Annotated in this window: 23 protein-coding genes; 13 read left to right on the plus strand and 10 right to left on the minus strand. The window is 63.5% G+C overall.

From position 1 onward, the window contains the following. Nucleotides 1-15: 15 nt before the first annotated feature. The 3 genes from KSS90_RS11395 to KSS90_RS11405 form a co-directional block, all read right to left on the minus strand. Complete coding sequence (locus tag KSS90_RS11395; protein ID WP_217869464.1) at nucleotides 16-1086, minus strand: enoyl-CoA hydratase/isomerase family protein; 1071 nt, start codon at nucleotides 1084-1086, stop codon at nucleotides 16-18. Between the two features lie 208 nt (nucleotides 1087-1294). After that, nucleotides 1295-2656 carry a S1 family peptidase gene (locus KSS90_RS11400; RefSeq protein ID WP_217869465.1) on the minus strand — a complete coding sequence of 454 codons (1362 nt, stop codon included), beginning with the start codon at nucleotides 2654-2656 and terminating at the stop codon, nucleotides 1295-1297. Beyond that, complete coding sequence (locus KSS90_RS11405) at nucleotides 2653-3516, minus strand: hypothetical protein (protein ID WP_217869466.1); 864 nt, start codon at nucleotides 3514-3516, stop codon at nucleotides 2653-2655. The genes KSS90_RS11400 and KSS90_RS11405 overlap by 4 nt, the downstream gene beginning before the upstream one ends. Before the next feature lie 233 nt (nucleotides 3517-3749). Between KSS90_RS11405 and KSS90_RS11410 the strand changes: the two genes are divergently transcribed. The 3 genes from KSS90_RS11410 (at nucleotide 3750) to KSS90_RS11420 (ending at nucleotide 7570) form a co-directional block, all read left to right on the plus strand. Next, complete coding sequence (locus tag KSS90_RS11410) at nucleotides 3750-4598, plus strand: helix-turn-helix transcriptional regulator (RefSeq protein WP_217869467.1); 849 nt, start codon at nucleotides 3750-3752, stop codon at nucleotides 4596-4598. 67 nt (nucleotides 4599-4665) lie between these two features. Next, nucleotides 4666-6156 (plus strand): aldehyde dehydrogenase, encoded by a 1491-nt coding sequence (locus KSS90_RS11415; protein WP_217869468.1) that lies wholly within the window; start codon nucleotides 4666-4668, stop codon nucleotides 6154-6156. Between the two features lie 22 nt (nucleotides 6157-6178). Next, complete coding sequence (locus KSS90_RS11420; RefSeq protein WP_217869469.1) at nucleotides 6179-7570, plus strand: aspartate aminotransferase family protein; 1392 nt, start codon at nucleotides 6179-6181, stop codon at nucleotides 7568-7570. A gap of 167 nt (nucleotides 7571-7737) precedes the next feature. Here the strand turns inward: KSS90_RS11420 and KSS90_RS11425 are convergent, their stop codons facing one another. Together KSS90_RS11425 and KSS90_RS11430 are read right to left on the minus strand one after the other, a co-directional pair. Continuing rightward, complete coding sequence (locus KSS90_RS11425) at nucleotides 7738-7944, minus strand: tautomerase family protein (RefSeq protein WP_046855364.1); 207 nt, start codon at nucleotides 7942-7944, stop codon at nucleotides 7738-7740. A gap of 16 nt (nucleotides 7945-7960) precedes the next feature. Further along, entirely contained in the window at nucleotides 7961-8695 is a 735-nt protein-coding gene (locus KSS90_RS11430; protein WP_217869470.1) for an SDR family NAD(P)-dependent oxidoreductase, read from the minus strand. Between the two features lie 125 nt (nucleotides 8696-8820). Between KSS90_RS11430 and KSS90_RS11435 the strand changes: the two genes are divergently transcribed. The 3 genes from KSS90_RS11435 (at nucleotide 8821) to KSS90_RS11445 (ending at nucleotide 11582) form a co-directional block, all read left to right on the plus strand. Next, a complete protein-coding gene (locus KSS90_RS11435; protein WP_217869471.1) occupies nucleotides 8821-9741 on the plus strand; it encodes a LysR family transcriptional regulator in 921 nt (306 codons plus the stop codon). Nucleotides 9742-9906: 165 nt separating this feature from the next. Continuing rightward, complete coding sequence (locus KSS90_RS11440) at nucleotides 9907-10605, plus strand: MOSC domain-containing protein (protein ID WP_217869472.1); 699 nt, start codon at nucleotides 9907-9909, stop codon at nucleotides 10603-10605. Between the two features lie 41 nt (nucleotides 10606-10646). Beyond that, nucleotides 10647-11582 carry a 5'-nucleotidase gene (locus KSS90_RS11445; protein WP_217869473.1) on the plus strand — a complete coding sequence of 312 codons (936 nt, stop codon included), beginning with the start codon at nucleotides 10647-10649 and terminating at the stop codon, nucleotides 11580-11582. 122 nt (nucleotides 11583-11704) lie between these two features. On the opposite strand, the gene KSS90_RS11450 is transcribed toward KSS90_RS11445, so the two are convergent. Together KSS90_RS11450 and KSS90_RS11455 are read right to left on the minus strand one after the other, a co-directional pair. Then, nucleotides 11705-12022 carry a DUF2388 domain-containing protein gene (locus tag KSS90_RS11450; RefSeq protein WP_102684839.1) on the minus strand — a complete coding sequence of 106 codons (318 nt, stop codon included), beginning with the start codon at nucleotides 12020-12022 and terminating at the stop codon, nucleotides 11705-11707. Between the two features lie 66 nt (nucleotides 12023-12088). After that, complete coding sequence (locus KSS90_RS11455; protein ID WP_225933152.1) at nucleotides 12089-12865, minus strand: RHS repeat-associated core domain-containing protein; 777 nt, start codon at nucleotides 12863-12865, stop codon at nucleotides 12089-12091. A 291-nt stretch (nucleotides 12866-13156) separates the two neighbouring features. On the opposite strand from KSS90_RS11455, the gene KSS90_RS11460 reads away from it, so the two are divergent. Next, complete coding sequence (locus KSS90_RS11460) at nucleotides 13157-13783, plus strand: glutathione S-transferase family protein (RefSeq protein WP_217869475.1); 627 nt, start codon at nucleotides 13157-13159, stop codon at nucleotides 13781-13783. Nucleotides 13784-13940: 157 nt separating this feature from the next. Here the strand turns inward: KSS90_RS11460 and KSS90_RS11465 are convergent, their stop codons facing one another. Then, nucleotides 13941-14621 carry a class I SAM-dependent methyltransferase gene (locus KSS90_RS11465; protein WP_217869476.1) on the minus strand — a complete coding sequence of 227 codons (681 nt, stop codon included), beginning with the start codon at nucleotides 14619-14621 and terminating at the stop codon, nucleotides 13941-13943. Between the two features lie 166 nt (nucleotides 14622-14787). On the opposite strand from KSS90_RS11465, the gene KSS90_RS11470 reads away from it, so the two are divergent. Continuing rightward, nucleotides 14788-16908: a KAP family NTPase gene (locus KSS90_RS11470; protein ID WP_217869477.1), complete on the plus strand. Its 2121-nt coding sequence runs from the start codon at nucleotides 14788-14790 to the stop codon at nucleotides 16906-16908. Between the two features lie 78 nt (nucleotides 16909-16986). Here KSS90_RS11470 and mrdA read toward each other — a convergent pair whose 3' ends face one another. Continuing rightward, the gene (gene mrdA, locus KSS90_RS11475; protein ID WP_217869478.1) at nucleotides 16987-18879 is read right to left on the minus strand and encodes a penicillin-binding protein 2; all 1893 of its coding nucleotides are present in this window, start codon (nucleotides 18877-18879) and stop codon (nucleotides 16987-16989) included. Between the two features lie 155 nt (nucleotides 18880-19034). Beyond that, nucleotides 19035-19205 carry a hypothetical protein gene (locus KSS90_RS11480; RefSeq protein ID WP_177182955.1) on the minus strand — a complete coding sequence of 57 codons (171 nt, stop codon included), beginning with the start codon at nucleotides 19203-19205 and terminating at the stop codon, nucleotides 19035-19037. A 203-nt stretch (nucleotides 19206-19408) separates the two neighbouring features. Here KSS90_RS11480 and KSS90_RS11485 point away from each other — a divergent pair, with 203 nt between their 5' ends. From KSS90_RS11485 to KSS90_RS11505, 5 genes are all read left to right on the plus strand, one after another. After that, nucleotides 19409-20431: a LacI family DNA-binding transcriptional regulator gene (locus tag KSS90_RS11485; protein WP_217869479.1), complete on the plus strand. Its 1023-nt coding sequence runs from the start codon at nucleotides 19409-19411 to the stop codon at nucleotides 20429-20431. A 72-nt stretch (nucleotides 20432-20503) separates the two neighbouring features. Then, nucleotides 20504-21274, plus strand: a complete 771-nt coding sequence (locus KSS90_RS11490; protein WP_217869480.1) for a sugar phosphate isomerase/epimerase family protein — start codon at nucleotides 20504-20506, stop codon at nucleotides 21272-21274. After that, a complete protein-coding gene (locus KSS90_RS11495) occupies nucleotides 21267-22226 on the plus strand; it encodes a sugar kinase (RefSeq protein ID WP_217869481.1) in 960 nt (319 codons plus the stop codon). The genes KSS90_RS11490 and KSS90_RS11495 overlap by 8 nt, the downstream gene beginning before the upstream one ends. Nucleotides 22227-22283: 57 nt before the next feature. After that, nucleotides 22284-23561, plus strand: coding sequence for an MFS transporter (locus KSS90_RS11500; RefSeq protein ID WP_046855376.1), 1278 nt, complete (start codon nucleotides 22284-22286; stop codon nucleotides 23559-23561). A 10-nt stretch (nucleotides 23562-23571) separates the two neighbouring features. Next, entirely contained in the window at nucleotides 23572-24558 is a 987-nt protein-coding gene (locus tag KSS90_RS11505) for a 2-hydroxyacid dehydrogenase (protein ID WP_217869482.1), read from the plus strand. The last annotated feature ends 94 nt before the right edge of the window (nucleotides 24559-24652 follow it).

The following is a 24652-nucleotide window of genomic DNA, read 5'->3' on the forward strand; positions in this document are numbered from 1 at the left end:
TGTGTACTCCCGGGCTCACAGGCCTTCGAAGAATTGGTCGACGCGCTGCGCGGTGAGTTCGCCCAGGGTCGGCGGGTTCCAGCGCGGCTGCTTGTCCTTGTCGATGATCAGGGCGCGCACGCCCTCGATGATGTCGCCGTACTCGAACCACTGGCGGTCGATGTGCAGTTCCATGGCGAAACAGTCTTCCAGGCTCAGGTGGCGGCCACGGCGCAGCAGCTCCAGGGTCACGGCCATGGCCAACGGCGAGCGGGTTTCCAGCAGGGCGGCGGTATCCAGCGCCCACGGGTGGCTGTTGCCGATGGTCACGGCGCGCAGTTGTTCGATGATGCTGGGCAGGTCGGGCAGGGCGAAGAAGTGGTCGATCACCGGGCGTAGGCGCGCCAGCGGGGCGTCCTCGAGCACCTGGGTGCCGAGCTTGGCCAGCAGGCCTTGCAGATCCTTGAGCGGGTGCTCGCCGAACACCAGGCGGTCCAGACCTTCATCCAGCGCGGCCAGCCTGGTGCTGTCCAGGTACCAGTCGGCCAGGCCGCAGTACAGGGCGTCGGCGGCCTTGACCTGGGTGCCGCTGACACCCAGGTAGATGCCCAGCTCGCCGGGCACGCGGGACAGGAAGTAGCTGCCGCCGACGTCCGGGAAGTAACCGATACCCACCTCGGGCATCCCCAGGCGGCTGCGCTCGGTGACGATGCGCAGATCGCAGCCCTGGGCCAGGCCCATGCCACCGCCGAGGGTGAAGCCGTCCATCAATACCAGCACCGGCTTGCGGTAGCGGTGCAGGCACAGGTCCAGGGCATATTCCTCGACGAAGAAATCCTCGTGCAGCTTTTCGCCGGCCTTGAAACTGTCGTGCAGCGAGCGGATGTCGCCACCGGCGCAGAAGCCCTTGGGGCCCTCGCCACGCAGCATCACGGCTTTTACCTGCGGATCCTGCGCCCACTGGTCGAGGTGGTGCTGCAGGTTGCGCACCATGTCCAGGGTCAGGGCGTTGAGGCCGGCGGGGCGGTTGAGGGTGAGGTGGCCAATATGGTTGCGGACCTCGGCCAGTACCTGATCCGTTGCCGAGGGTTGAGCGTGCGCGGTCATCGCGGTCTCCCTGCTTTGTTATTGATTTTCCAAGTGAAGTCCTGGAGTGCGCGAGCGGATCGGACGATCCTGTCATGCAAAATTACCTTGCACAATTGGCAAATCTGCAGGGCTGCCGTGCGTTTTTGTCGTGAGTGCTCATAGCGGGCGCTGCTGTCTGCGGTGAGCATGCACGATACGGATTGCCACAGGAAAGGTCAGAAGGCACTCATCGCACCCGGCTTGCCAACCATCCTTGGAACGCATCGACACGCGTTTCGTAGCCTCTTTTACAGGCATCGTCCCCGCCAGAAGTTATTGCCACTTGTACGATACTGCTGTTTTCAATCAGGAACGCTGGGCCTCCGGAGTCTCCCTTGCAGGTGTTCTTTCCTTTCACGCTGAACGCTACGCGGCGATTTTCAATGTCGTCCACCCACCACGACGCTGCGCGTTTGATGCCTTCGCCAACTTTGTCGTTGTCCACCACGTCAAAGCCGAATCCTACAAATGTCAGGGAAACACGTTGGTCGACAAGCTGTTCCCAGTTGGGATTTCCGCTATGCAGTCTTACCGGCGTGACCGATAGGTCTTCCTGGGTGTAAAGCAAAGCGATGTCGTCTTCCAGCGTGATGGGGTTGAATGAGTAGCCCGTAGCACTATCTCTTGGCAAGTCGAAGTCGATGACCTTTACCCGCGCGAACGCTGGGTCGTGCAGATTCGAGCCGAGCTTGAACGCCATATCGGTCAACTGTTTCTCATAACCGCTGATACAGTGTGCGGCCGTCAGTATGGTTCGCTTGCCAAGCACCGTCCCCGTACAGTGAAGAGATTCGCCCAGCATGATTGCGCCTACATTTTTATAGGCGTGTGTTTGCTTCCCTCCTACGATGTAGGGCTTTAACAAGCTTTTGCTGGCCAGTATGGGGGCTTTGCGAATCCTTACATCGACACGGGCCGAGTTACCCGCCCGTTGCTCGCAGCATTCACCCTCGTTGCGTGTTGTGGTAGGGAGTTCGACGAACAATTGCGTTGATGAGCCGGGCTCGGCCGTCAGTGTCAGGGAATGGCTCACCAAAGCTTTGCCCTGTGCCAGGTCGGTGCCATCGAGCAGTAGTTTGAAGGCGTTATTGCTGGACGTGCCAGCGATATCCACGATGTAGTCGGCTTTTGGATAATCCGGGTTGAAATGCAGGGTGATGGTGGCCGAGGAGCGTGCCGATGCCTGGGCACTCGTATCGTGTCCCAGGACACCCAGGCAGGTTCTATAACTACCACCCCGGGAAAATGAGCTACTGGTCAAGCTCAACGTCACGCTGCTGTCCGTTACCGAGCTTTGTGCATTAGCCTGGGCCGAGGTGTAGCTTTTTCTGCCGTACTCGAAGCACCCACTTGATTCGTCGCCCAGCAGGTTTGCCGACAACTCCGTCGCGCCTTGTAGAACCTTGGGTAAAACGCCAAAGGCTTGCAGCGAGATATCGTTATCGGGCAAGACCTCGATGGTAAAAGGAGGGGGAGCAGCAGCCTGTACGCTTGCGCTGACGGCCAGTAATGCAACGAGCATTGACGAAGCCAGGTTGGGTACTGTCATTTCTTGTCACCCTGCTTCGCAGCGTCGATTGCATCCTTGATGGCCTTGGCTTGGGTGGCCAGGGCATCGACAACTTCGGTGTTGGTTGAAACACTATCCTTTTCATTCGTTGTGGAAGCACCGCATTCGCTGTGGAACACAACTTTGCCGTTTTTCGGCAGGACCGCGAATTGATAGAACTGTGGGTCACTGAGCTTAAAGCTCTTCTGATAGACACTGTTGTTATATTTGAAAAATACCGTTGCGGGCCGGCATGCCGCATAGATCGCATAGTTGACACGGCCCTCCGGGAGCTCGCCGATAGGCCTGGCATCGGGGGGAAGGGCGCCCAAGATCAGCTGGACACCATTGCCCAGTGAAATCATCTTTTCACCTTTTGGGGCGTCCCGTACGACGTTGTCGAGTTTGATGCTCTGTGGCAGCTGGGCAAGGTCCAGGTCCTTGACGGAGTTTGATGACGTACCAAATGCAACGGCTTTTATGGCAATCGCCGCCACTGTATTGATGATCTTGATTCTATAATCGGCGACTTCGCTACCCACTTCGTTCCAGAGGTCGGTATTGGGCAATTTGGTGATATTAAGGGTGGTGCGGGCGTAAAATGGATCGTCACGAGTTACCGCCAGACGCTTGCTCAAAGATTCGACCGCTTGCGTTTGCAGAGTAAATCCCGTGAGAGTTCCTTTTGCGTCCTTCGTGGCGTCAATATCCACACGTGATGAGCGCAAGTAGAAGAAGTTGGCCTCTTTTCCAGTAACATCGGCGTTCGAAGTGATTGCCGAGTACTTTACGCTCGGTGCGACGGCGCAAGCTGATAATGACAGTGCAGCTAGGACGGCCGAGATTCTGACGTTGTTCATGATGGCTCCTTGCATGATCAATTAGAGTGATGGCAGATTGACAGTTAGTTGTCTTTGTTAAAAGAGGAGGAAGAGAAAAACGATAGGTGCCGTTTCATCGATGAAACAGTTTCGCGCCCACTCCCGCCTCCGCACGGTCCACATTGCACTGACTCACCCCGAAGGGTGATAGCCGCCCAGTCCCCCCCATGAAACAATCCCGGCCAGCACTCACCCTGGCGGGGAAGACAATAATGAGCAATGCCCAGCTGAATTCGCCCGACTGGTATGCACAGATGGCCCGCGTGGTCGATGCCATCGGCACCCCCGGCTTCGTCGAGGCTCTGTTCGCCGCGCTCAACCAGCTGGCAGCGTGCCAAGCCATCACCGTATTCCTCTGCCCGCGCAAGGGCCTGCCATCGGCGCTGTTCGCCAAGGACGACGAGGGGCCATGGCTGCCCGAGGGCAACGTGCAGAAGTACCTCGAAGGCTACTACCTGTTGTGCCCGTTCTACCGGGCCTGCATGGACGGCGTGCCCGCCGGCTGCTATCGCCTGAGCGATGTCGCCCCCGACCATTTCAAGCGCAGCGAGTACTACACCTCGTTCTACCAGCACGCCCATCTGGAGGATGAACTCAACTACCTGGTGCCGCTGGACGCCCAGCTGACCATCGCCGTGGCCCTGGGCAGCACCCGGCGCCTGGGTAGCCGCCAGGTGGCCGAACTGAAGTGCGTCGCCGCCTGGGTGGTGGCGGTGGTGCGCCGGCACTGGGGGCAGCTGGATGCCGAGGCCCTGGGCGGGCGCTTCGAAAGCGCGCTGGGGCGGCAGATCAACGCTGCGCTGAACAACTTCGGCTCGTCCTTGCTCACCGAGCGTGAGTGCCATATTGCCCAGTACCTGCTGCGCGGCCATTCCACGCGTTCACTGGCCGAGCGCCTGGGCATCAGCGAAGACACGGTCAAGACCCACCGCAAGAACCTCTACGCCAAGCTCGATATCGCCACCCAGGCCGAGCTGTTCTCGCTGTTCATCGCCTCGCTGGCCCAGGCCCAGGAAGGCTTGAGCAAGGACCCGCTGGAAAGCTACCTGCGACGGCGCTGACCCACCGCTTCACCTCATCCAGACAACGACAATCACCGGCCCGCGTGTGGCCGGAGGGGAGACCTGCGTGCATACGAAAAGCGATTGGCAGCAGCGCGCCGCGCGGCAAAGCTTCATCACCACCGCGTTGATCGACGGACGCCCGGTGGTGGCCCGCGACGGCGCCACCTTCGCCGCCATCAACCCGGCGACCGAGCAGTGCCTGGCCCAGGTCGCCGCCTGCGCCGACAGCGAGATCGACCAGGCGGTGTGCGCCGCCCGTCGCGCCTTCGAGCACGGGCCCTGGGCGCGCATGGCACCGGCCGAGCGCAAGCGCGTGCTGCTGCGCCTGGCCGAGTTGATGCTGGCCCACCGCGAGGAGCTGGCGCTGCTCGACTCGCTGAACATGGGCAAGCCAGTGATGGATGCCTACAGCATCGATGTGCCCGGCGCGGCCCAGGTGTTCGCCTGGTATGGCGAGGCGCTGGACAAGCTCTATGACCAGGTCGCGCCGACCGCCGCCAGCGCGGTGGCGATGATCAGCCGCGAGGCGCTGGGCGTGGTCGGCGCGGTGGTGCCGTGGAACTTCCCGCTGGACATGGCCGCCTGGAAGGTCGCCCCGGCACTCGCCGCAGGCAACAGCGTGGTGCTCAAGCCCGCCGAGCAGTCGCCGTTCTCGGCCCTGCGCCTGGCCGAGCTGGCCCTGGAGGCCGGGTTGCCGGAGGGCGTACTCAACGTGGTGCCGGGCCTGGGCGAAACCGCTGGCCGTGCCTTGGGCCTGCACCCGGACGTCGATTGCCTGGTGTTCACTGGCTCCACCCAGGTGGGCAAGTACTTCATGCAGTATTCGGCGCAGTCGAACCTCAAGCAGGTGTGGCTCGAATGCGGCGGCAAGAGCCCGAACCTGGTGTTCGACGACTGCCGCGACCTCGACCTGGCGGCGCAGAAGGCCGCGTTCGGCATCTTCTTCAACCAGGGCGAGGTGTGCTCGGCCAACTCGCGGCTGTATGTGCAGCGCTCGATCCACGATGAGTTCGTCGAGCGTCTGCTGCGCCAGGCACGCGAATGGCTGCCGGGCGACCCGCTGGACCCCGCCAGCCGTGCCGGGGCTATCGTCGATGCCACGCAGACCGCGCGTATCGAGGCCGCCATCGGCCAGGCCCGGGAGCAGGGCGCGCGTCTGCGCTGCGGCGGTGAGCGCCTGAGCGTGAACGGCTCGCGCAACTTCATCACGCCGACGATCTTCACCGACGTACGCCAGGACATGGCCCTGGCTCGCGACGAGATCTTCGGCCCGGTGCTGGCGGTCAGCGCCTTCGACGATGAGGAAGAGGCTATCGTCCTGGCCAACGACAGCGTCTATGGCCTGGCCGCGTCGGTGTGGAGCGACGATCTCAACCGCGCCCACCGCGTGGCCCGGCGGCTCAGGGCCGGCACGGTGTCGGTCAACACCGTCGACGCCCTGGACGTGACCGTGCCCTTCGGCGGTGGGCGCCAGTCCGGTTTCGGCCGCGACCTCTCGCTGCATTCGTTCGACAAATACACCCAGCTCAAGACCACCTGGATCCAGCTGCGCTGACATTCACCCGAGGAGAACAACAATGAACGCACCCATCACCCCGGCGACCGGCAAACGCGATACCCGCGACTACCAGGCTGGCGACGCCGCCCACCACATCCACGCCTTCCTCGACCAGAAGGCGCTCAACGCCGAGGGGCCGCGGGTCATCACCCGCGGCGAGGGCCTGTACCTGTGGGACAACGATGGTCGCCGCTACCTGGACGGCATGTCCGGCCTGTGGTGCACCCAGCTCGGCTATGGCCGCAAGGATCTGACCGCCGCTGCCGCCGCGCAGATGGATCAGCTGCCGTACTACAACATGTTCTTCCACACCACCCACCCGGCGGTGATCGAGCTGTCCGAGCTGCTGTTCAGCCTGCTGCCCGGCCACTACAGCCACGCTATCTACACCAACTCCGGCTCCGAGGCCAACGAAGTGCTGATCCGCACCGTGCGGCGTTACTGGCAGGTGGTCGGCCAGCCGCGCAAGAAGATCATGATCGGCCGCTGGAACGGCTACCACGGCTCGACCCTGGCGGCTACGGCGCTGGGCGGCATGAAGTTCATGCATGAGATGGGTGGGTTGATTCCGGATGTGGCGCATATCGACGAACCATACTGGTTCGCTGCCGGTGGCGAGCTGACCCCGGCGGAGTTCGGCCGCCGTTGCGCTCTGCAACTGGAGGAGAAGATTCTCGAACTGGGCGCCGAAAATGTCGCAGGCTTCATTGCCGAGCCGTTCCAAGGTGCCGGCGGCATGATCTTCCCGCCCGAGAGCTACTGGCCCGAGATCCAACGTATCTGCCGGCAGTACGACGTGCTGCTGTGCGCCGACGAGGTGATCGGTGGTTTTGGCCGCACCGGCGAATGGTTCGCCCACCAGCACTTTGGCTTCGAGCCGGACACACTGTCCATCGCCAAGGGTCTGACCAGCGGCTACGTGCCCATGGGCGGCCTGGTGCTGAGCAAGCGTATCGCCGAGGCTCTGGTGGAGCGGGGCGGGGTGTTTGCCCACGGCCTGACCTATTCCGGCCACCCGGTGGCGGCGGCGGTAGCCATCGCCAATCTCAAGGCCCTGCGCGACGAGGGCATCGTGCGCCAGGTCAAGGATGACACCGGCCCGTACCTGCAGCGCATCCTGCGCGAGGTGTTCGCCGATCACCCGTTGATCGGTGAAGTACAGGGCACCGGCCTGGTGGCAGCCTTGCAGTTCGCCGAGGACAAGGCCACGCGCAAGCGCTTCGCCAACGAGAACGACCTGGCCTGGCAGTGCCGCACCTTTGGTTTCGAGGAAGGGGTGATCATCCGCTCGACCCTGGGGCGGATGATCATGGCGCCGGCCCTGGTGGCCAGCCGTGGCGAGCTGGACGAACTGGTGGAGAAGACGCGTATTGCGGTGGACCGTGTAGCACGATCGGTGGGCCGCGGCTGAAACCCGGGGCGCGCAGGCGCCCCTTCGCCGGCAAGCCGGCTCCCACAGGGTCCGCGCAATTCGTGAGTTCCGCGCTGTACCTGTGGGAGCCGGCTTGCCGGCGATGGGTTGCGTAGCAGCCCCAGTGACGCGAACTGACAGACATTACCCTTGCGCCCGTGATGGCTTCAGCGACGTTCGCGCTGGCGCAGCGCCGTCACTGTCTCGCCAGCGACACCCCAGTTGTCGGTGGGCACCTCCTCGATGACCACGAAGGTGCTCGCCGGTGGCTTGTTCAGCACCTGTTCCAGCAAACGGGTGGTGCCTTCGATCAGCTGGCGTTTGTGTTCGGCGGTGACGCCTTCTTCGGTGACGCGGATATGGACATAAGGCATGTGCGTGGCTCCCGTTTCAGTGCCAGGTGCCGGCGGTGCTGCCACCGTCGACGGGCAGGACGGCGCCGCTGACGAAGCGCGCGTCGGTCAGGTACAGCACGGCGTTCACCACGTCCTCGGGCTGGCCGGTGCGTCCGCTCGGCGACAGTGCGCCGAGGCCTTCGGTGTTGCCGCTATGCAGCGGGGTGTCGATGATCCCCGGGGCCACGGCGTTGACCTGCACGCCGCTGGCAGCCAGTTCCAGCGCCAGGCCCTTGACCGCCTGGTTCAGCCCGCCCTTGACCAGCACCGGCAACAGTGCCGGCACACGGGTGTCCGGTTGCAGCGCCACCGAAGCGGTAATCGCGACGATATGCCCATGCCCCTGCGCCTTCATCACCCGGGCGGCGGCCTGGGCGGGGTAGAAGAAGCCCTTGAGGTTGGTGCCGACCAGCGCGTCGACATCGGCCTCTGTGTAGTCGGTCACCGGTTTCGGGATGAAAATGCCGGCGTTGTTGACCAGGATATCGACCCGGCCAAAAGCTTCCTGGGCGGCGGCGAACAGCCGCTCGGCGGTGGCTTTCTCGGCGATGTCGCCGGCCACGCCGATAAAACCTGGCGGGTTGCCCAGGCGGGCGGCGGCCTGGTCCAGGCGCGCCTGGGTGCGGGCGTTGCCGACCACGTTGTCGCCACGCTCGAGGAAGGCCTGGGCCAGGGCGAAGCCCAGGCCGCTGGAGGCGCCGGTGATGATGACGGTTCTTGCGGTGCTCATGGGGAAAGTCTCCAGTGGTTCGAGCCAGTGCTCGGGTGTGTAGGCACTGTAGGCTGCAACGCCCACTTGAAAAATGAGGCATGAGGCATTTCAATCGATACATCATGTAATCAATCGAGCCACCCATGACCCGCCACTTCGATGACCTGCAACTGGGCAGCCTGGAGCTGTTCTGCCTTGCCGCAGATGCCGGCAGCTTTACCGAGGCCGCGACCCTCGCCAGTGTCACGCCCGCGGCGGTGAGCCGTTCGGTGGCGCGCCTGGAGGAGCGCCTGGGCGTGCGCCTGTTCGTGCGCACCACCCGGCAGATGCGCCTGAGCGAGGCCGGCCAGGCCTATTACCAGCATTGCCGTCAGGCACTGGGTCAGTTGGTGGAGGCCGAGCGCCAGGTGACCGGTGGCCAGCTCGAACCCGCAGGCTGCCTGCGCATCAGTGCGCCGACGCCTTACGCCCATCACCGCCTGTTGCCACTGCTGCCACGTTTTCGCCAACGCTATCCGCGGGTCCAGGTGGATGTGCATGTGAGCAACCGCAACGTCGATTTCGCCGAAGAGCATTTCGACCTGGCGGTTCGCGGTCGCGCACCGGCCGACTCGCGCTTGGTGGCCCGGCGCCTGGAGGATGCCGAGCTGGTGGTGGTCGCCACTCCGGACTACCTGAAGCGGGCTGGCGTTCCACAGACTCTGGAAGACCTGGCCGGGCACGAATGCATTCAGTTCGAGCTGCCCAGCAGTGGCCGGCGTCCTCCGTGGAGTTTTCGCCGCGATGGGCAATGGGTCGAGCTGGAAACCGAGGGCGCGTTCACCTGCCTGGGCGATTTTCTTGCCACCACTACCCTGGTGCGTCATGGCGGCGGCTTGATGCAGGCCTACCGGTTCACCGTGCAGGACGCCCTGGACAGCGGCGAACTGGTTGAGGTGCTGGCTGCGTATGGCGGCACCTCGCGACCGTTCATGCTGGTGTATCCCCAGGCCCGGCACATGCCGCTGAAGGTCCGTGTGTTCATCGACTTCCTGGTGGCCGAGGTGGCTGCACCGTTGGGCTGAAGCCCTGTGGCGGCGACCTTGGCGGACTCAGGCGCTATTCGAAAACGCTCGGGGCAAGCACGTGCCTGCAGGAGCGGGCTTGGAGGCAGCCCCAGCAACCGGCCGGTTGGGCCTCTCACGGGCTCTGGTGTAAGCTCTCCCGGTCCTTTCCACGAGACCCGCCGCATGACCTCGCCCAGCCCACGCCTGGACAGCCTGCTCACCGGCAGCGCCCGGCCTTTCACCCGCCCAGGTTCCTTCAGCGCCATCGACAAGCAACCGCGCCAGGGGCCTTTGCAGCTGACCTTCCTCGGCATCACCGGTGACGAGCAGGGCGATTTGCGTGTGCACGGCGGCTTCGAGAAAGCCATCCACCATTATCCTCGCGATCACTACCCTGACTGGGCTGCAGAGCTCGGCGAACACCCCTTGCTGACCCGGCCCGGCGCCTTCGGCGAGAACTTCAGCAGCAGCGGTTGGCGCGAGGCCGATGTATGCCTGGGCGACCGTATCCGTGTCGGCACGGCGTTGCTGGAAATCTCCCAGGGGCGCATGCCGTGCTGGAAGCTCAACGACCGCTTCGACGTGGCGCAGATGGCGCTGCGGGTGCAGCAGAGCGGACGCACCGGCTGGTACTACCGGGTGCTGGAGGAGGGCGAGGTACAGGCGGGCGATACCCTGCAACTGGTCGAGCGGCCCTATGCCCAGTGGTCGGTGGCGCGGCTTTCGACGGTGCTGTTCGACAAGCAGCTGGAGCCCGGCCTCTTACGCGAGTGCCTGGAACTGCCGCTGGTGCCGAACTGGCGCCGGACCCTGGAAAAACGCCTGGAGCAACGCCAGGTCGAGGACTGGACTTCGCGCCTGCAAGGTCGCAGCGAAAGCTGAACGGCATCGCGCACAACATTTACCCACACAAGGAATGCCCCATGGCCTTCGAACTGGATGATCGCCTGGTCATCGGTGTCGCTTCCAGCGCCGTGTTCGACCTGAGCGAGTCGGACGCCGTGTTCCGCCGCGACGGTGAGGCGCAATACCGCAAGTATCAGGAGCAGCATCTGGACGTGCCGCTGGGCAAGGGCATTGCCTATCCCTTCATCAAGCGCTTGCTGGCGCTCAATGACCTGCGCGGCGATCCAGAGGATCCACTGGTGGAGGTGGTGTTGCTGTCGCAGAACGACCCGGACACCGGCATGCGAGTGATGAAGACCATCGGTCACTACGGCTTGAACATGACCCGGGCGATCTTCACCCAAGGCCGCTCGCCTTATGAGTACATTCCGGCGTTGAACATCGCGCTGTTCCTGTCCGCCGACAAGCAGCACGTGGACGCCGCGATCAAGGCCGGCTACCCGGCTGGGCAGGTGCTGGATTCGAAGTTCGACGACGATGAAAGCGACGACAACCTGCGCATCGCCTTCGACTTCGATGGCGTTCTGGCCGGCGATGAGTCCGAAGCAGTGATGCAGTCGGGCGGCCTGGGCAGTTTCCACGCCCATGAAGTGATCAATGTCACCCAGCCGCACAACCCGGGGCCGCTCAAGGAGTTCTTCGTGCGCATCGCCCGCATCCAGGCGGCCGAGGAACAGCACAAGCTGGCCAATCCCAGTTACGAGAACCGCCTTCGAGTATCGATCGTCACGGCGCGCAACGCTCCGTCACACGAGCGAGCGCTCAATACCCTGAAAAGCTGGGGGGTGATGGCCAACGACGCGTTTTTCCTGGGCGGCATCGAGAAGCGCAGGGTATTGCAGGTGCTCAAGCCGCACATCTTCTTCGATGACCAGTCCGGGCACCTGAAGAGCACCAGCACGGTGGTGCCGTCGGTGCATATTCCGTTCGGTGTGACCAACCGAGCAAGCTGAGTCAGTTTGCCAGCTACACCGTCGGCAACAGGCCCCCACTGAACTCAAGGGTGACGCGCACCCTGTGGGAGCCGGCTTGCCGGCGATGCACCGCGCAAGCGGTGCCTGAATCCCCTTGCCTGTCAGTGATCCGCCAACCTGTCATCCTGCGACAGCAACGCCTGGGCCAGCTCTTCGTCACTGGCCTGCAGCCCCGGATTGGCCTGGCGCACCTCAGCCAGCGCCGCCTCCAGATAGGCCCCGCGAATGGCACCGCCGCTGGCGACAAAGGCCGACAGCTCGTCGCGGGCCGGGATGATCCGTTTGTCGTCCTTGAAGGTGGAGTACAGCGAGGCGGAGACCCCCGCCGAGGTGGCGACGTCCCCGGCATCGACGCGGGCCAGGGCGGCACCGGCAGGGAGCAGGAGCAGCAGCGAGGGAACGAGCAGTAAGTGGCGCATGGCGAGTCCTCCGGAAAGGTGATGCCCAAGGGTGTTACTGCATGTTCATAAGAGCCGCGGCGGGGGTCAGGAGTTCCTTGAGTTGTCTTGCCTCTCCTGAACCCACCATATGTCGCTTGGCTGATTTCTAACGGCGCTGAGATTGATGCGGCCGTTTTGGCTGATATTCGGCAACACTTGAACGCCGCGCACGGACGCTTCTGTGTAGGCGCGTTTGCTTGATGCATTCCCGCTATCGCTATCGCTATCGCCATCGTAGCCCGAACTCCAGTCCGAATCCGAATCCGGTGTGGTGCCATGAGTGCGTATAACCTTCGGCGAGTTCGAAGTGTCATGGGTACCTGATTGCTGACCTGACTGAACACGTTGGCGGGAGCCTGCGGTTGAGGACAAAGCCTCGGGAGCGAAATTGCTGGTCGTTCTCCGTGAAGAATCTACAGGAACGCTCTTGGGCTTGCGGGTGGAGGAAGCACTTGATCTTTGGGCACTGCTCATGTTCATCCGCAGCATATGTCCTGACGGATCAATGTGGTTGACCGGATCGCCCCCGCAATAGGCGTAAGCATTGATCCCTCCTTCAGCGAAAGGACTCAGGCTGTCCACGGAAAAAAAACGCATCAGAATGGGGCTGTACACTCGATAGCCTTTGCCCAGCACGTAGCCCTCAAAGGGCTCATGTACCTGTGCGGTGAAGCGCAGCGCACGACTGTTGAAAGGAGTATGGCCGAAGGCTGTATAGCAAAATGCCGTTCCATCACGTGTGTTCTGATGCCTCACGATGGAATCTTGGAAGTCGATGGCCAGGATCGTGGAGTACTGCGTTGTTCGTCGGTAGATTTCCATGGCTGTGCTATTCGCAGGGTAATGCGGTGACATTGAGCGAGGTTCTGTTCTTCGACAACTGGCAAAATTGATAGGAATCCCAAGCCCTATTCGCAAACGCCGCTGTCCGCCTGCGCGTTCAGGACGAGACGTTCATCCTGCACCAGGACCGCAAGGGCGGTGAGGCGTATGTGCTGATGCGTTCGAACTGCGCAGTTGCCGGCGTCGGCTCAGTTTGCCTACATTGACCTCGGCCTTTGCCCATGATTTGCTCGCTGTCCTGCAGCCTGCCAATCAAAGGAACCGTATGCCATGGCCGAATATACGCTCCACTGCTTTGCCGAGTCGGGAAACGCCTACAAGGCCGCGCTGATGCTGGAACTCACCGGCCAGGACTGGGCGCCGGTGTTCGTCGACTTCTTCCATGGCCAGACCCGTGGGCAGGACTGGCGTGACGCGGTCAACGAGCAAGGGGAGGTGCCGGTGTTGGAACATGCCGGCGAGAAACTTACCCAATCGGCGCTGATCCTCGACTACCTGGCCGAGCGCACCGGCCAGTTCGGCCCGCGTGACGATCACGAGAAGCGCGAGATCTGGCGCTGGATGCTGTTCGACAACCACAAGTTCACCAGCTACTACGCGGCGTTGCGCTTCATCTACTGCCTCAAGCAGATGGGCGAGTCGGATGTCACCCGCTTCCTGCGCGAGCGGGCCAGGGCGGCCTACCAGATCGTCGATGCGCACCTGGCGAAGACACCGTTCATGGTGGGTGGACGGCTGACCATCGCCGATCTTTCGCTGGCGGGCTATGTGTACATGCCCGAGGATACCGGCCTGGCGGTTGCCGAGTTCGAACATATCGAAGCCTGGAAGCAGCGAATCCAGGATATGCCAGGGTGGAAACACCCCTATGACCTGATGCCGAGAACTGTTGGTTGAGTAAATGAAGGCCTGTAGGAGTGGGCTCAGCGTCAATCACCGGCGCACTGGTAGCCTGCGCGGAGCAGACTACCTCTTGACTTGATGCTGGTGCGGCTCCGCGTTTGGACTGCTTTGTGATCTGAGCAGGACTCTATTTTACAGGGAGCGGCAATTACTAAAGCCCAGCGACATGCCCCACCCAGCCTTTGAAGGTGAAGCCGGCATAGAACAGTTCGACCCCTTCGAAACCGGCTTGGCGCAGGATGGCTTCATCTTCCTCGGCAGAGATCAGTGGCAGGCGACTGGCAATGGCACCTATCGCGCTCTGCGCCTGCTCCCGGTTGACTCCATTGCTTTCGGCGAAGGCTGCATAGCGTTGCAGCCAGCGAGTCTTGTCTGGTTCGACTTGCGGGAAACTGTGGTGTGCGACTACCAGCGGGGCACCGGGCTTCAGGCGCCGTGCCAACTGCCTGAGGGTCTGCAGCCGCTGCGCTGCGTCCAGGAAGTGCAGCGTCAGCAGGCAAGTAGCCCCATCATGCAGGTCATCAGGTGCGGTATCGATGTAACCCTCGTGCAGCGTGGCGCGAGGGAGCAGATCTCCCAGGGTCTGCCGGGCCAGACCGAGCATTTCGGCGGAGGGATCGACTCCGAGGAAACGCCAGCCTGGGTGGGCGAGGGCGAAGGTCTTGAGTTCCAGACCACCGCCGGCACCAAGTACGAGCACCTGGCCGTCCTCGGGCACCTTCTCGGCCAATAACAGGCTGGCCATCTGATGCAGGGCTTGGAGTCCTGGCACCTGACGCACGGGCCCATCGGCATAGTGGGCGACATGTTGCGGATTGCTAAAGGTGGACATGAGTGGCTCCGGCTCGGCGGGGTGGCGGACGTAGGTTTCAACGCGTGCTTCGTTGTTGGCCGATGTAATCATGTGTTCTAGGATGCGCACCAGCAAGGTCGCGCGCCGAAATTTATCATCCGCGATTCAATGGTTTACTTCTGCCCTCCAGGATTGCAATTGCCGCATGGACACTGAAAAACAGCTTTCTCGAGAAGACCGCCCGCTTACCAAGTTGGAGGACGATGCCTTGGACCGTGGGCCGTTCGTGCAGAGCCTGGTCAAGGCCCTGGTCAACATCGAAGAGAAAAATGGCAGGCGAATCATTCGTGGCACTGGTGTGGTCGTCGGCCTGACTGGAGAGTGGGGGCTTGGCAAGTCGAGCGTGCTGAATTTCCTGAGTGAAAAGCTTTCGCAGACCGACGGCATAGTCGTCGCCACCTTGAATCCCTGGTTGTTCAAAGGTCGTGAAGAGCTGCTACAAGCTTTTTTCAACAGCCTGCGCGAAGCGCTCGGAAAGTCTCCCAAGGAAAAGATTGGAGCCCTGCGCGGGCAGCTTGCACGCTACAAGGCTGCTATCGAGTTTACGGGTACTGGCGTTGCCTCAGTAGTTGACGCACTTACGGGAACGAAGATTGCGACGGGTTTCTGGAAAAAGTATCTGGTGAAGGGGCTTGCCCTGCTGGTAAAACCCACCGCGCTTTCGGCCAACGAAGAGCGAAAGGAGCTCGAAGCGAAGCTGGCCCAGGCCAATGTTGCCGTGGTGGTGCTTATCGATGAGCTGGATCGGGTGGAAGACGAGGATGTACGTGCTATCGCGCAGTTGGTCAAGGCGGTGGGTGACATCAAAGGTATTTCATACCTCGTTGCCTATGATGGCGCCCGCGTTACAGAGGCATTGGGCAAAGGCACGACAGCCGAGGAACGACGCCGCACAGGCGGGCACTATCTGGAGAAGATCATTCAGTTCGCTATCCCCCTGCGACCGCTGTTCGGAGACGAAGTGCAGCAATTGCTTAAAGCCTCGTTGCAAAGCATTGGTCGTCCGCTGCAAGCCGCTTCGAAAAACGACCAAGGCGTGATCCTGCAGTGCGTCGTGAGTTCGATCAGAACACCGCGAGATATCAAACGGCTTGTCGAGACCTATAGGGTCCTGGCGAACATTCTCGAAGGGGAAATCTGCCCGTATCAGTTGCTGGGCTATTGCTGGCTCGTGTCCAAGACTCCGCAGTTGCGTGATGTCATGGCTGAGAAATTCGAGCGCCTTGTCGATGATCCAGGCAAGGAAGAGCGAGTTCGGCGGTCGCGACGGAATGACTCACCGATTGTCATCACCGAAGAGCTCGGAGCAACGGCCGAAGCTCAGGCGGAATTGCTCAAATTGCTGTTCCCCAGGCTGTCGCAGCGCACTTCAGGGGGGTGGCAAACCGGTAACTTGAGTAAGCGCAGCAATCTGGTACGGGTGCTGTATCTGGGAGACCCTCCAGGGATGGTCACGCTGTCGGAGGTGGCAAGGCTCGTAGACATCAATGACCTTTCCTCTATGCAGGAGGCACTGCGCAGCTTGCATGATGCTGACCTGATACCTGCCGTGCTGGATCGCCTGAAGGACCTGTTCATCGAGCAGCGCTTCCCGCGTCATGGTGTCTTCTGGTTGGCCGTTTCCAGGGTTCTGGAGAGACGCCATGAATGGCTTCGGGGCGTTGAGGATCGTGCTGGCCTGGCAAGAAGCGCCGCCGACGGGCTTTGGCAATTCTTCGAGTCAGGATCTCTGGTTCAGACACAGCTCAAAGATATCGTGGAAAACCTGACACGCGGCGGGGATCTGCAGCTTGTGCCCAGGTTATTGAGCCACCACTTCCGGGCCCACGGAATGTTTGGCTGGCGCCAAGCGAAAGAAGCCAGGACGTTCTTCAGCGAGGAGGAAATATCGGCATTGTTGCAAAAAGAAATGCCTCGCTATGGCGAAGCGGTGCGTTCAGGAAAGTTACTGAAATTCATTGCCTCCCCGGACTTGGTACGTTGTCTGGTCGAGAGCGGCAAGTGGGGCGAAGACATGCGGCGCTCGATGACGGAGCAATTGTCCAGTATCGAAGCGTTGATGACGTTTGCGGCCTGGTTCCTGGCTGACAACCAGTATGTAGAGGGGATTGAGTTGGATCACGTCATTGATTGCAAGGTGGTGTTTGCCATCATTGAAACGCTGGAAAAAGAGCGAGGGCCTCTCGAGGAACCTTGGTTGCAAACGATGCTCAGCAGATTGAAGACCAACATGGGGCAACGAGTGATGGCAGGCGAGCCGTCCTGAAAGTGTGCTGCTGGCTGGGATACCCACGGTGCTTCGGGGATGAAGCCAACCGGTTGTCCCGCTCCGAAGTAGTACCGATCAGCTGTGAGGAACAACCTTGGTCTGTGACCACGTTGCATACCGCTCTTTCAAATGTCCCTGCTCATCCAGCAGATACGCATCCATCACCTCGCGCACCACCGGCCCCGCCACGCGGCCGCCGGCTTCACCGTTCTCGATCATCACCGCCACCACCAGCGCCGGGTGATCGGCCGGGGCAAAACCGACGAACAGGGCGTTATCGCGGTGGCGCTCGAGGGTCTTGTTGCGGTTGTAGCGCTCACCCTGCTTGATCGCCACCACCTGCGCGGTGCCGCTCTTGCCGGCGATGCGGTACTGGGCGCCGGCGGCGGATGCGCGGGCGATGCCGCGTGGGTCGTGCATGACCATCTGCATGCCCTGGCTGACCTGGTCCCAGGCATGCTTGTCGTGCAGCACGATATCCGCCATCGGGTGCGGGTCGACCGGCGCCTGGCCACCGATGGTCAGGGCCAGGTGCGGGCGGTGCCACACGCCCTTGCTGGCCAACAGGCTGGTGGCCTGGGCCAGCTGCAGCGGGGTCACTTGCATGTAGCCCTGGCCAATGCCGAGAATCAGCGTTTCGCCGGGGAACCAGGCCTGGCGCCGGGTGGCGCGTTTCCACGCCTGGGACGGCATCAGCCCCGGGGCTTCCTCGAACATGTCCAGCGAGACCTTCTGGCCGAGGCCGAACTCGGCCATGTAGTCGTGCAGGCGGTCGATGCCCAGCTTGTGCGCCAGGTCGTAGAAGTAGGTGTCGTTGGAGCGCATGATCGCGCTGTACAGGTCGACCCAGCCATCGCCCGTGCGGTTCCAGTTACGGTACTTGTGCTCGTAGTTGGGCAACTCGTAGTAGCCGGGGTCGAACACCCGGCTGCCGGGGGTGATCACGCCGCTGTCGAGGCCGGCGATGGCCACCTCGGGCTTGACCGTCGAGCCTGGGGCGTACAGCCCGCGCAGCACGCGGTTGAACAGTGGCCGGTCGATGGAGTCGCGCAGGGCGGCGTACTGCTTGAAGCTGATGCCCTTGACGAACAGGTTGGGGTCGAACGCCGGGTTGCTGACCATCGCCAGCACGTCGCCGTTGGCCGGGTCGAGCACCACCACCGCGCCGCGCCGATCGCCCAGGGCTTTCTCGGCGGCTTGCTGCAGGTGGGCGTCGAGGCTCAGCACGATGTCCTTGCCCGGCACCGGGTCGTGATGATTGAGCACGCGCATCACCCGGCCCTGGGCGTTGGTCTCGACTTCCTCGTAGCCTACCTGGCCATGCAGCTGGTCCTCGTAGAAACGCTCGATGCCGGTCTTGCCGATGGACTGGGTGCCACGGTAGGCGGTGCTGTCGAGGCTCTTGGCTTCCTTCTCGTTGATGCGTCCGACGTAGCCGACCGAATGGGCGAAGTGTTCGGCCAAGGGGTACTCGCGAATGAATTGCGGCTCCACCTCCAGCCCCGGCAGGCGGAACTGGTTGACCGCGATCAGGGCGATCTGCTCCTCGCTCAGACCGACCAGCAGGGTCACCGGCTCGAACGGCTTGCGGCCGCGGCGCAGGTCCTTGTCGAACTGCTGACGGTCGTCCTCGGACAGTCCCAGGACTTGCGCCAGGTTGTCGAGCACCTTCTTCGAATCGCCGGCCCGCTCGCGGGTCATGGTCAGGTTGAAGCTGGGCTTGTTGTCGGCCAGCACCACGCCATTGCGATCGTAGATCAGGCCGCGTTCGGGCGGGATCGGCAGCACATGCACGCGGTTGTTTTCCGACACCGCCGACTGCTGGTCGTGCTGCAACACCTGGAGCACGTAGAGCCGGCCTACCAGCACCGCGACCAGGCCGAGCACCAGCAGGGCGCAGGCCAGCAGCCGGCGGTTGACCAGGTGCTTTTCCTTTTCGTGGTCCTTGAGGGGAATGGGTTGCGGCATGAGCACAGGGGAGCGGCGGGTGGGGCGGCGATGCTACGCGGGCAGGCAGTGAGGCTCAAGGCGCAGCGCCCCGCGCAATGCTGGCCAGGCATTGCTCTGGCCCGCAGGCAAGGGCTCTGCGGCAATCATGAAGCTTCTTTCATGTGGGCACAGGCCTAGGCAATGAACTCCGATTCTCTTGCCGGCTGAGCAACCGCATCCTGGCGAATGCTGAGCACCACGGCCCCTGCGCACAAGCCCAGCAGCCCGACACTGGCCACCACGATATCCCCCATCCCCATGCCGGCGAGCATTAGCACCAGGCTGATACGAAACACTGCGGTCATGGCGATCTCCAGGGCAGGGCGAGCGAAGTCCGAAGTGTCACCATACCGCTCCGAAGGCCGAGGTACAGGGTAGGAGGGAGGGTTTGGCAGTGTATGCGCCTGCTTTGGCACAAAGCCCGCCACTTGACGGCATGGGCCATCCCTGATTTCATTGAAACCGGTTTCATCAACCCTGCACAAACACCTACAAGAAGGGCTCAGGGGTGGATAAAGACGCAGTTCCCGTTCGCGGACGGGTCACTATCAGCGAGGTCGCCAAGGCGGCCGGCGTCTCCAAGGCAACCGTCTCGCGCTATATGGGCGAGGACCGGCAACTGCTCGCCGAGGCAACCGCGCAGCGGATCGAAGCTGTCGTCGAGCGCCTGGGCTATCGCCCCAACCGCATGGCCAGTGCCCTCAAGCGCGGTCGCACCGGGCTGGTCGGCATGCTCCTGGCGGATATCCGCAACCCTTATTCCGTGGCGGTGATGCACGCTGTCGAGACGGCCTGTCGCCAGCACGGCTACAGCCTGGTGGTGTGCAACACCGACTGTGACGACGCCCAGGAGCGCAGCCAGCTGCAGGCCCTGCAGGCGTACAACGTCGACGGCCTGATCGTGAACACCCTGGGCCACCGCGCCGGAGAGCTGGCCAGCCTGGCCCGCGACCTGCCCATGGTGCTGGTCGACCGGCAACTGGCGGGCCTGCCGGTGGATCTGGTGGGCCTGGACAACAGCGACGCCGTCGAGCAGGCGCTCGATCACCTTGAACACAACGGTTATCGCGACATCCTCGCCGTCACCGAGCCACTCGATGGCACCAGCTCGCGGCAGGAGCGCGTGGATGCCTTCCAGGCCTCCATCGCCCGGCGTCGTGGGTTGCGCGGGCAGGTGCTGGAGGTAGGCCCGGGCCTCGCCGAGCAGCTGGGCGCGTTCATCGCCGGGGCAGGGCACGGCCCGCAGGCGCTGTTCAGTTGCAATGGTGTCGCCACTTTGGAAGTGGTGCGGGTGCTGCACGCCAGGGGCGGGCCGCTGTTCCAGGACCTGGGCCTGCTGGCGCTGGACGACCTGGACTGGTACCCGCTGGTGGGCGACGGCATCAGCGCATTGGCGCAACCCACCGGGCGCATCGGCGCTGCGGCGTTCCAGTGCCTGCTGGAGCGCCTGCAAGGCAGCCCTCTGCCGGCCCGGCGCCTGGATTTGCGCGCGCAGCTCATTGCGCGAGGCTCTACCCGATCACAACACTGACGGCGCCCTGGACGCCGTTGTTGCCGGGAAAAAATGAAACCGGTTTCATCCACAAGAACAAGGACTACCACGATGCGCACGCACACTGTTTCCATCAGCTTGTCGAGTTTCGGGGCCGATGCCGTGAGGCGGTTGGGCCAGGCCAGCTACCTGCCGTTGCTCGCTGCGGCGGGTGCGCGGCGGGTGGAGTGGCGCGAGGAGCTGTTCGACGCCGCGCCTGATGCCGCTACCCTGGCCAGCCTGGCCGCCGAGCATGGCCTGCAGAGTCTCTACTCCACGCCACTGGAACTGTGGCGCGAGGACGGTAGCCTGGAGCCCGCGATTGCCCAGCGCCTGCAGCTGGCGAGCGAGATCGGCGCGGTGGCGCTCAAGGTGTCGCTGGGTCATTACCAGGATGGCTGCGATTTACTGGCGCTGGCGCCACTGTTGCAACACAAGACGGCGCTGTACGTGGAAAACGACCAGACGCCCTACGGCGGGCAGCTGCAGACCTTGGTGAAGTTCTTTCGCGAGGCCCAGGCGCAAGGCGTGGCGCCGGGCATGACCTTCGACATCGGCAACTGGTACTGGCACGACGAGTCGCCGCTGCTGGCCGCGCAATTGCTGGGGCGTTGGGTGCGCTACGTGCATTGCAAGGCGGTGGCGCGGCGCGCCGACGGGCGCCTGGTGGCCGTGGTGCCCGAGGACCTCGACCTGGCCCAGTGGCGCGAATTGATGACGCATTTCTCCCCGGGCCTGCCGCGTGCCATCGAGTACCCCCTGGCCGGCGAGGACCTGCTGGCACTGACGGCACGCCAGGTCGCGCAACTGGCCGAGCTGGAAGGGCAGGTGTGCCATGGTTGAGCATGACGTGCTGTGCTTCGGTGAAACCATGGCCATGTTCGTGGCGGCGCAGCCGGGCGACCTGGCCCAGGTCGAGGGCTTCGGCAAGCGCATCGCCGGTGCCGACAGCAACGTGGCCATCGGCCTGTCACGCCTGGGCCTGCGGGTGCAATGGCTGAGCCGGGTCGGTGACGACTCGCTCGGTGCCTTCGTGCTCGACAGCCTGCGCCGCGAAGGCCTGGACTGTTCCAGCGTCGAGATCGATGCCGGGCACCCCACGGGGTTCCAGCTCAAGGAGCGCTGCGACGATGGTCGCGACCCCAGGGTCGAGTACTTCCGCCGTGGCTCGGCGGCCAGTCGGCTGTCGCCCGCACTGGTGCGGCCGGCGTTGTTGCAGGCCCGGCACCTGCATGCCACGGGCATTCCGGCGGCACTTTCAGGCAGTTGCCGCGAACTGTGCCACCAGTTGCTGGACGGCATGCGCGCCAATGGCCGCAGCATCTCCTTCGACCCCAACCTGCGTCCGTCGCTGTGGCCCGACCGCCAGACCATGGTGCGCGAGGTCAACGCCCTGGCGGCCAAGGCTGACTGGGTGTTGCCAGGGCTGGAGGAGGGGCGCCTGCTCAGCGGCCGGCAGTCGCCGCAGGCCATCGCCGAGTTCTACCTTGAGCAGGGCGCGCAATACGTGGCCATCAAGCTGGGGGCCGAAGGCGCCTACTGGCGCGATGCCCAGGGTGCCCATGGCGTGGTGCCCGGCCAGCCGGTCGCGCGGGTAGTGGACACCGTGGGCGCGGGCGATGCCTTCGCCGTCGGGGTGATCAGTGCCTTGCTCGAAGGCTTGCCGCTGCGCCGCGCCGTGGCCCGCGGCAACTGGTGCGGCAGCCGCGCGGTGCAGAGCCGCGGCGACATGGAAGGCCTGCCGCAACGTCATGAACTGGACCACCACGAAAACCCTGTGTGCGAAGCACGCTGAAGCGCCGGCCTGCGCGCAACCTGATGTGACAAGAACAACAAGACCAGGAGAACACCCATGCAGATCGATCGACTCGCCCCCAGACGCTGGTGGTACATCATGCCCATCGTCTTCATCACCTACAGCCTGGCCTACCTCGACCGGGCCAACTACGGCTTCGCCGCGGCCTCGGGCATGGCCGACGACCTGAAGATCACCCCGGCGCTGTCGTCGCTGCTCGGCGCGCTGTTCTTCCTTGGCTACTTCTTCTTCCAGGTGCCGGGCGCCCTGTACGCGCAGAAGCGCAGCGTGAAGAAGCTGATCTTCGCCAGCCTGATCCTCTGGGGCGGGCTGGCCACGCTGACCGGGATCGTCCACGACGTCTATTGGCTGATCGCCATCCGCTTTCTCCTGGGCGTGGTCGAGGCGGCGGTGATGCCGGCCATGCTCATCTACCTGTGTCACTGGTTCACCCGCGCCGAGCGGTCGCGGGCCAACACCTTCCTGATCCTCGGCAACCCGGTGACCATCCTGTGGATGTCGGTGGTCTCGGGTTACCTGGTGCAGCAGTTCGACTGGCGCTGGATGTTCATCATCGAGGGCGCGCCGGCCATTCTCTGGGCGTTCATCTGGTGGCGCCTGGTCGATGACCGACCGGAGCAGGCCAAGTGGCTCGATGCCCGGGAGAAGGCCGCGCTACGCCAAGCGCTGGACGCCGAGCAGCAGGGCATCAAGCCGGTGAAGAATTATGCCGAGGCATTCCGTTCGCCCACGGTGATCATCCTGTCGTTGCAGTACTTCTGCTGGAGCATCGGCGTGTATGGCTTCGTCCTCTGGCTGCCGTCGATCCTCAAGCAGGCCGCCGCGCTGGACATCGTCACCGCCGGCTGGCTGTCGGCGGTGCCGTACCTGGGGGCGGTGCTGGCCATGCTCGGGGTGTCGTGGGCCTCGGACCGCCTGCAGAAGCGCAAGCGCTTCGTCTGGCCGCCGCTACTGATCGCCGCGCTGGCGTTCTACGGCTCCTATGCCCTGGGTACCGAGCACTTCTGGTGGTCGTACGCCTTGCTGGTGATCGCCGGCGCCTGCATGTACGCGCCCTACGGGCCGTTCTTCGCGATCGTTCCCGAACTGTTGCCGGCCAACGTCGCCGGGGGCGCCATGGCGCTGATCAACAGCATGGGCGCGCTGGGCTCGTTCTCGGGCTCGTACCTGGTCGGCTACCTCAATGGTGTCACCGGCGGCCCCGGCGCTTCGTATCTGTTCATGTGCGGTGCACTGCTGCTGGCCGTGGCCCTGACCGCCGTCCTCAACCCCTTGCAACAGGCGCGCCGGCACAGCCTGGCGCCGAGCCGATAGGAGCCTCAGCATGAAAAAGCGCATCGTCGCCTACAAACGCCTGTCCGATGAACTGATGGCGCGCCTGCACGCGCAGGCCGAGGTGACCCTGGTGGAAGCGCCGGCCGCCGATGGCCTGGCGCGCTTGCGCGCGGCGCTGCCGGGCGCCCATGGCCTGCTGGGCGCCAGCCTGCGCCTGGACCGCGCGCTGCTCGACCTGGCGCCGCAGCTGGAGGTGATCTCCAGCGTGTCGGTGGGCGTGGACAACTACGATATCGAGGCGCTGGATCAGCGCGGGGTGCTGCTGACCAACACCCCCGACGTGCTCACCGAAACCACCGCCGACACCGGTTTCGCGCTGATCCTGGCCTGTGCCCGGCGTGTGGTCGAGCTCGACGGCTGGATTCGCGCCGGTCAGTGGCGGGCCGGGATCGGGCCGGCGCAGTTCGGCTGCGACGTGCAGGGCAAGACCCTGGGCATCGTCGGCATGGGCCGTATCGGCGAGGCCCTGGCCCGACGCGCGCATGCCGGTTTCGGCATGCGCGTGCTGTACCACACCCGTCAGCCGCGGCCCGAAGTGGAGGCGCGGTTCGCCGCCGCGCATCGCAGCCTGGAGGCATTGCTGGCTGAGTCCGATTTCGTCTGCCTGTGTTTGCCGTTGACCGCCGCGACCGAGAACCTGATCGGCGCGCCACAGCTGGCGCTGATGAAGCCATCGGCGATCCTGGTGAACATCTCCCGTGGCCGAGTGCTGGACGAGACGGCTTTGCTCCAGGCCCTGGCCGAGCGGCGCATTCGCGGCGCCGGGCTGGACGTGTTCGTGCAGGAGCCGCTGGCGGCCGATTCGCCGCTGCTGCAACTGGACAACCTGGTGGTCACCCCGCATATCGGCTCGGCCACGCTGGAGACCCGCGAAGCCATGGCCCGCTGCGCAGTGGACAACCTGCTGGCCGCGCTGGCTGGCGAGCGGCCGACGAACTTGGTCAACCCGAGGGCGTGGGAGTTGCGTATGCGTTGAACCTGGCAAGCGTTCGTTTGCCTGATAACAACAGCTCTTGTGTGATTTCGAGGAGTCGGGGCCGCTGCGCGCCCCTTTCGCCGGCAAGCCGGCT

This window comes from Pseudomonas maumuensis, assembly GCF_019139675.1.
Taxonomy (GTDB): Bacteria; Pseudomonadota; Gammaproteobacteria; order Pseudomonadales; family Pseudomonadaceae; genus Aquipseudomonas; species Aquipseudomonas maumuensis.

Excerpts from the sequence above, each read along its gene's own strand:
- KSS90_RS11480 (WP_177182955.1), bottom strand. The coding sequence starts at position 19,205 with ATGACCGCAGTGTTTCGTATCAGCCTGGTGCTAATGCTCGCCGGCATG.
- KSS90_RS11395 (WP_217869464.1), bottom strand. The coding sequence starts at position 1,086 with ATGACCGCGCACGCTCAACCCTCGGCAACGGATCAGGTACTGGCCGAG.
- KSS90_RS11445 (WP_217869473.1), top strand. The coding sequence starts at position 10,647 with ATGGCCTTCGAACTGGATGATCGCCTGGTCATCGGTGTCGCTTCCAGC.
- KSS90_RS11505 (WP_217869482.1), top strand. The coding sequence starts at position 23,572 with ATGAAAAAGCGCATCGTCGCCTACAAACGCCTGTCCGATGAACTGATG.
- KSS90_RS11430 (WP_217869470.1), bottom strand. The coding sequence starts at position 8,695 with ATGAGCACCGCAAGAACCGTCATCATCACCGGCGCCTCCAGCGGCCTG.
- KSS90_RS11470 (WP_217869477.1), top strand. The coding sequence starts at position 14,788 with ATGGACACTGAAAAACAGCTTTCTCGAGAAGACCGCCCGCTTACCAAG.
- KSS90_RS11400 (WP_217869465.1), bottom strand. The coding sequence starts at position 2,656 with ATGACAGTACCCAACCTGGCTTCGTCAATGCTCGTTGCATTACTGGCC.
- KSS90_RS11495 (WP_217869481.1), top strand. The coding sequence starts at position 21,267 with ATGGTTGAGCATGACGTGCTGTGCTTCGGTGAAACCATGGCCATGTTC.
- KSS90_RS11440 (WP_217869472.1), top strand. The coding sequence starts at position 9,907 with ATGACCTCGCCCAGCCCACGCCTGGACAGCCTGCTCACCGGCAGCGCC.
- KSS90_RS11435 (WP_217869471.1), top strand. The coding sequence starts at position 8,821 with ATGACCCGCCACTTCGATGACCTGCAACTGGGCAGCCTGGAGCTGTTC.
- KSS90_RS11455 (WP_225933152.1), bottom strand. The coding sequence starts at position 12,865 with ATGGAAATCTACCGACGAACAACGCAGTACTCCACGATCCTGGCCATC.
- KSS90_RS11490 (WP_217869480.1), top strand. The coding sequence starts at position 20,504 with ATGCGCACGCACACTGTTTCCATCAGCTTGTCGAGTTTCGGGGCCGAT.
- KSS90_RS11460 (WP_217869475.1), top strand. The coding sequence starts at position 13,157 with ATGGCCGAATATACGCTCCACTGCTTTGCCGAGTCGGGAAACGCCTAC.
- mrdA (WP_217869478.1), bottom strand. The coding sequence starts at position 18,879 with ATGCCGCAACCCATTCCCCTCAAGGACCACGAAAAGGAAAAGCACCTG.
- KSS90_RS11425 (WP_046855364.1), bottom strand. The coding sequence starts at position 7,944 with ATGCCTTATGTCCATATCCGCGTCACCGAAGAAGGCGTCACCGCCGAA.
- KSS90_RS11500 (WP_046855376.1), top strand. The coding sequence starts at position 22,284 with ATGCAGATCGATCGACTCGCCCCCAGACGCTGGTGGTACATCATGCCC.
- KSS90_RS11420 (WP_217869469.1), top strand. The coding sequence starts at position 6,179 with ATGAACGCACCCATCACCCCGGCGACCGGCAAACGCGATACCCGCGAC.
- KSS90_RS11450 (WP_102684839.1), bottom strand. The coding sequence starts at position 12,022 with ATGCGCCACTTACTGCTCGTTCCCTCGCTGCTGCTCCTGCTCCCTGCC.
- KSS90_RS11410 (WP_217869467.1), top strand. The coding sequence starts at position 3,750 with ATGAGCAATGCCCAGCTGAATTCGCCCGACTGGTATGCACAGATGGCC.
- KSS90_RS11405 (WP_217869466.1), bottom strand. The coding sequence starts at position 3,516 with ATGAACAACGTCAGAATCTCGGCCGTCCTAGCTGCACTGTCATTATCA.
- KSS90_RS11465 (WP_217869476.1), bottom strand. The coding sequence starts at position 14,621 with ATGTCCACCTTTAGCAATCCGCAACATGTCGCCCACTATGCCGATGGG.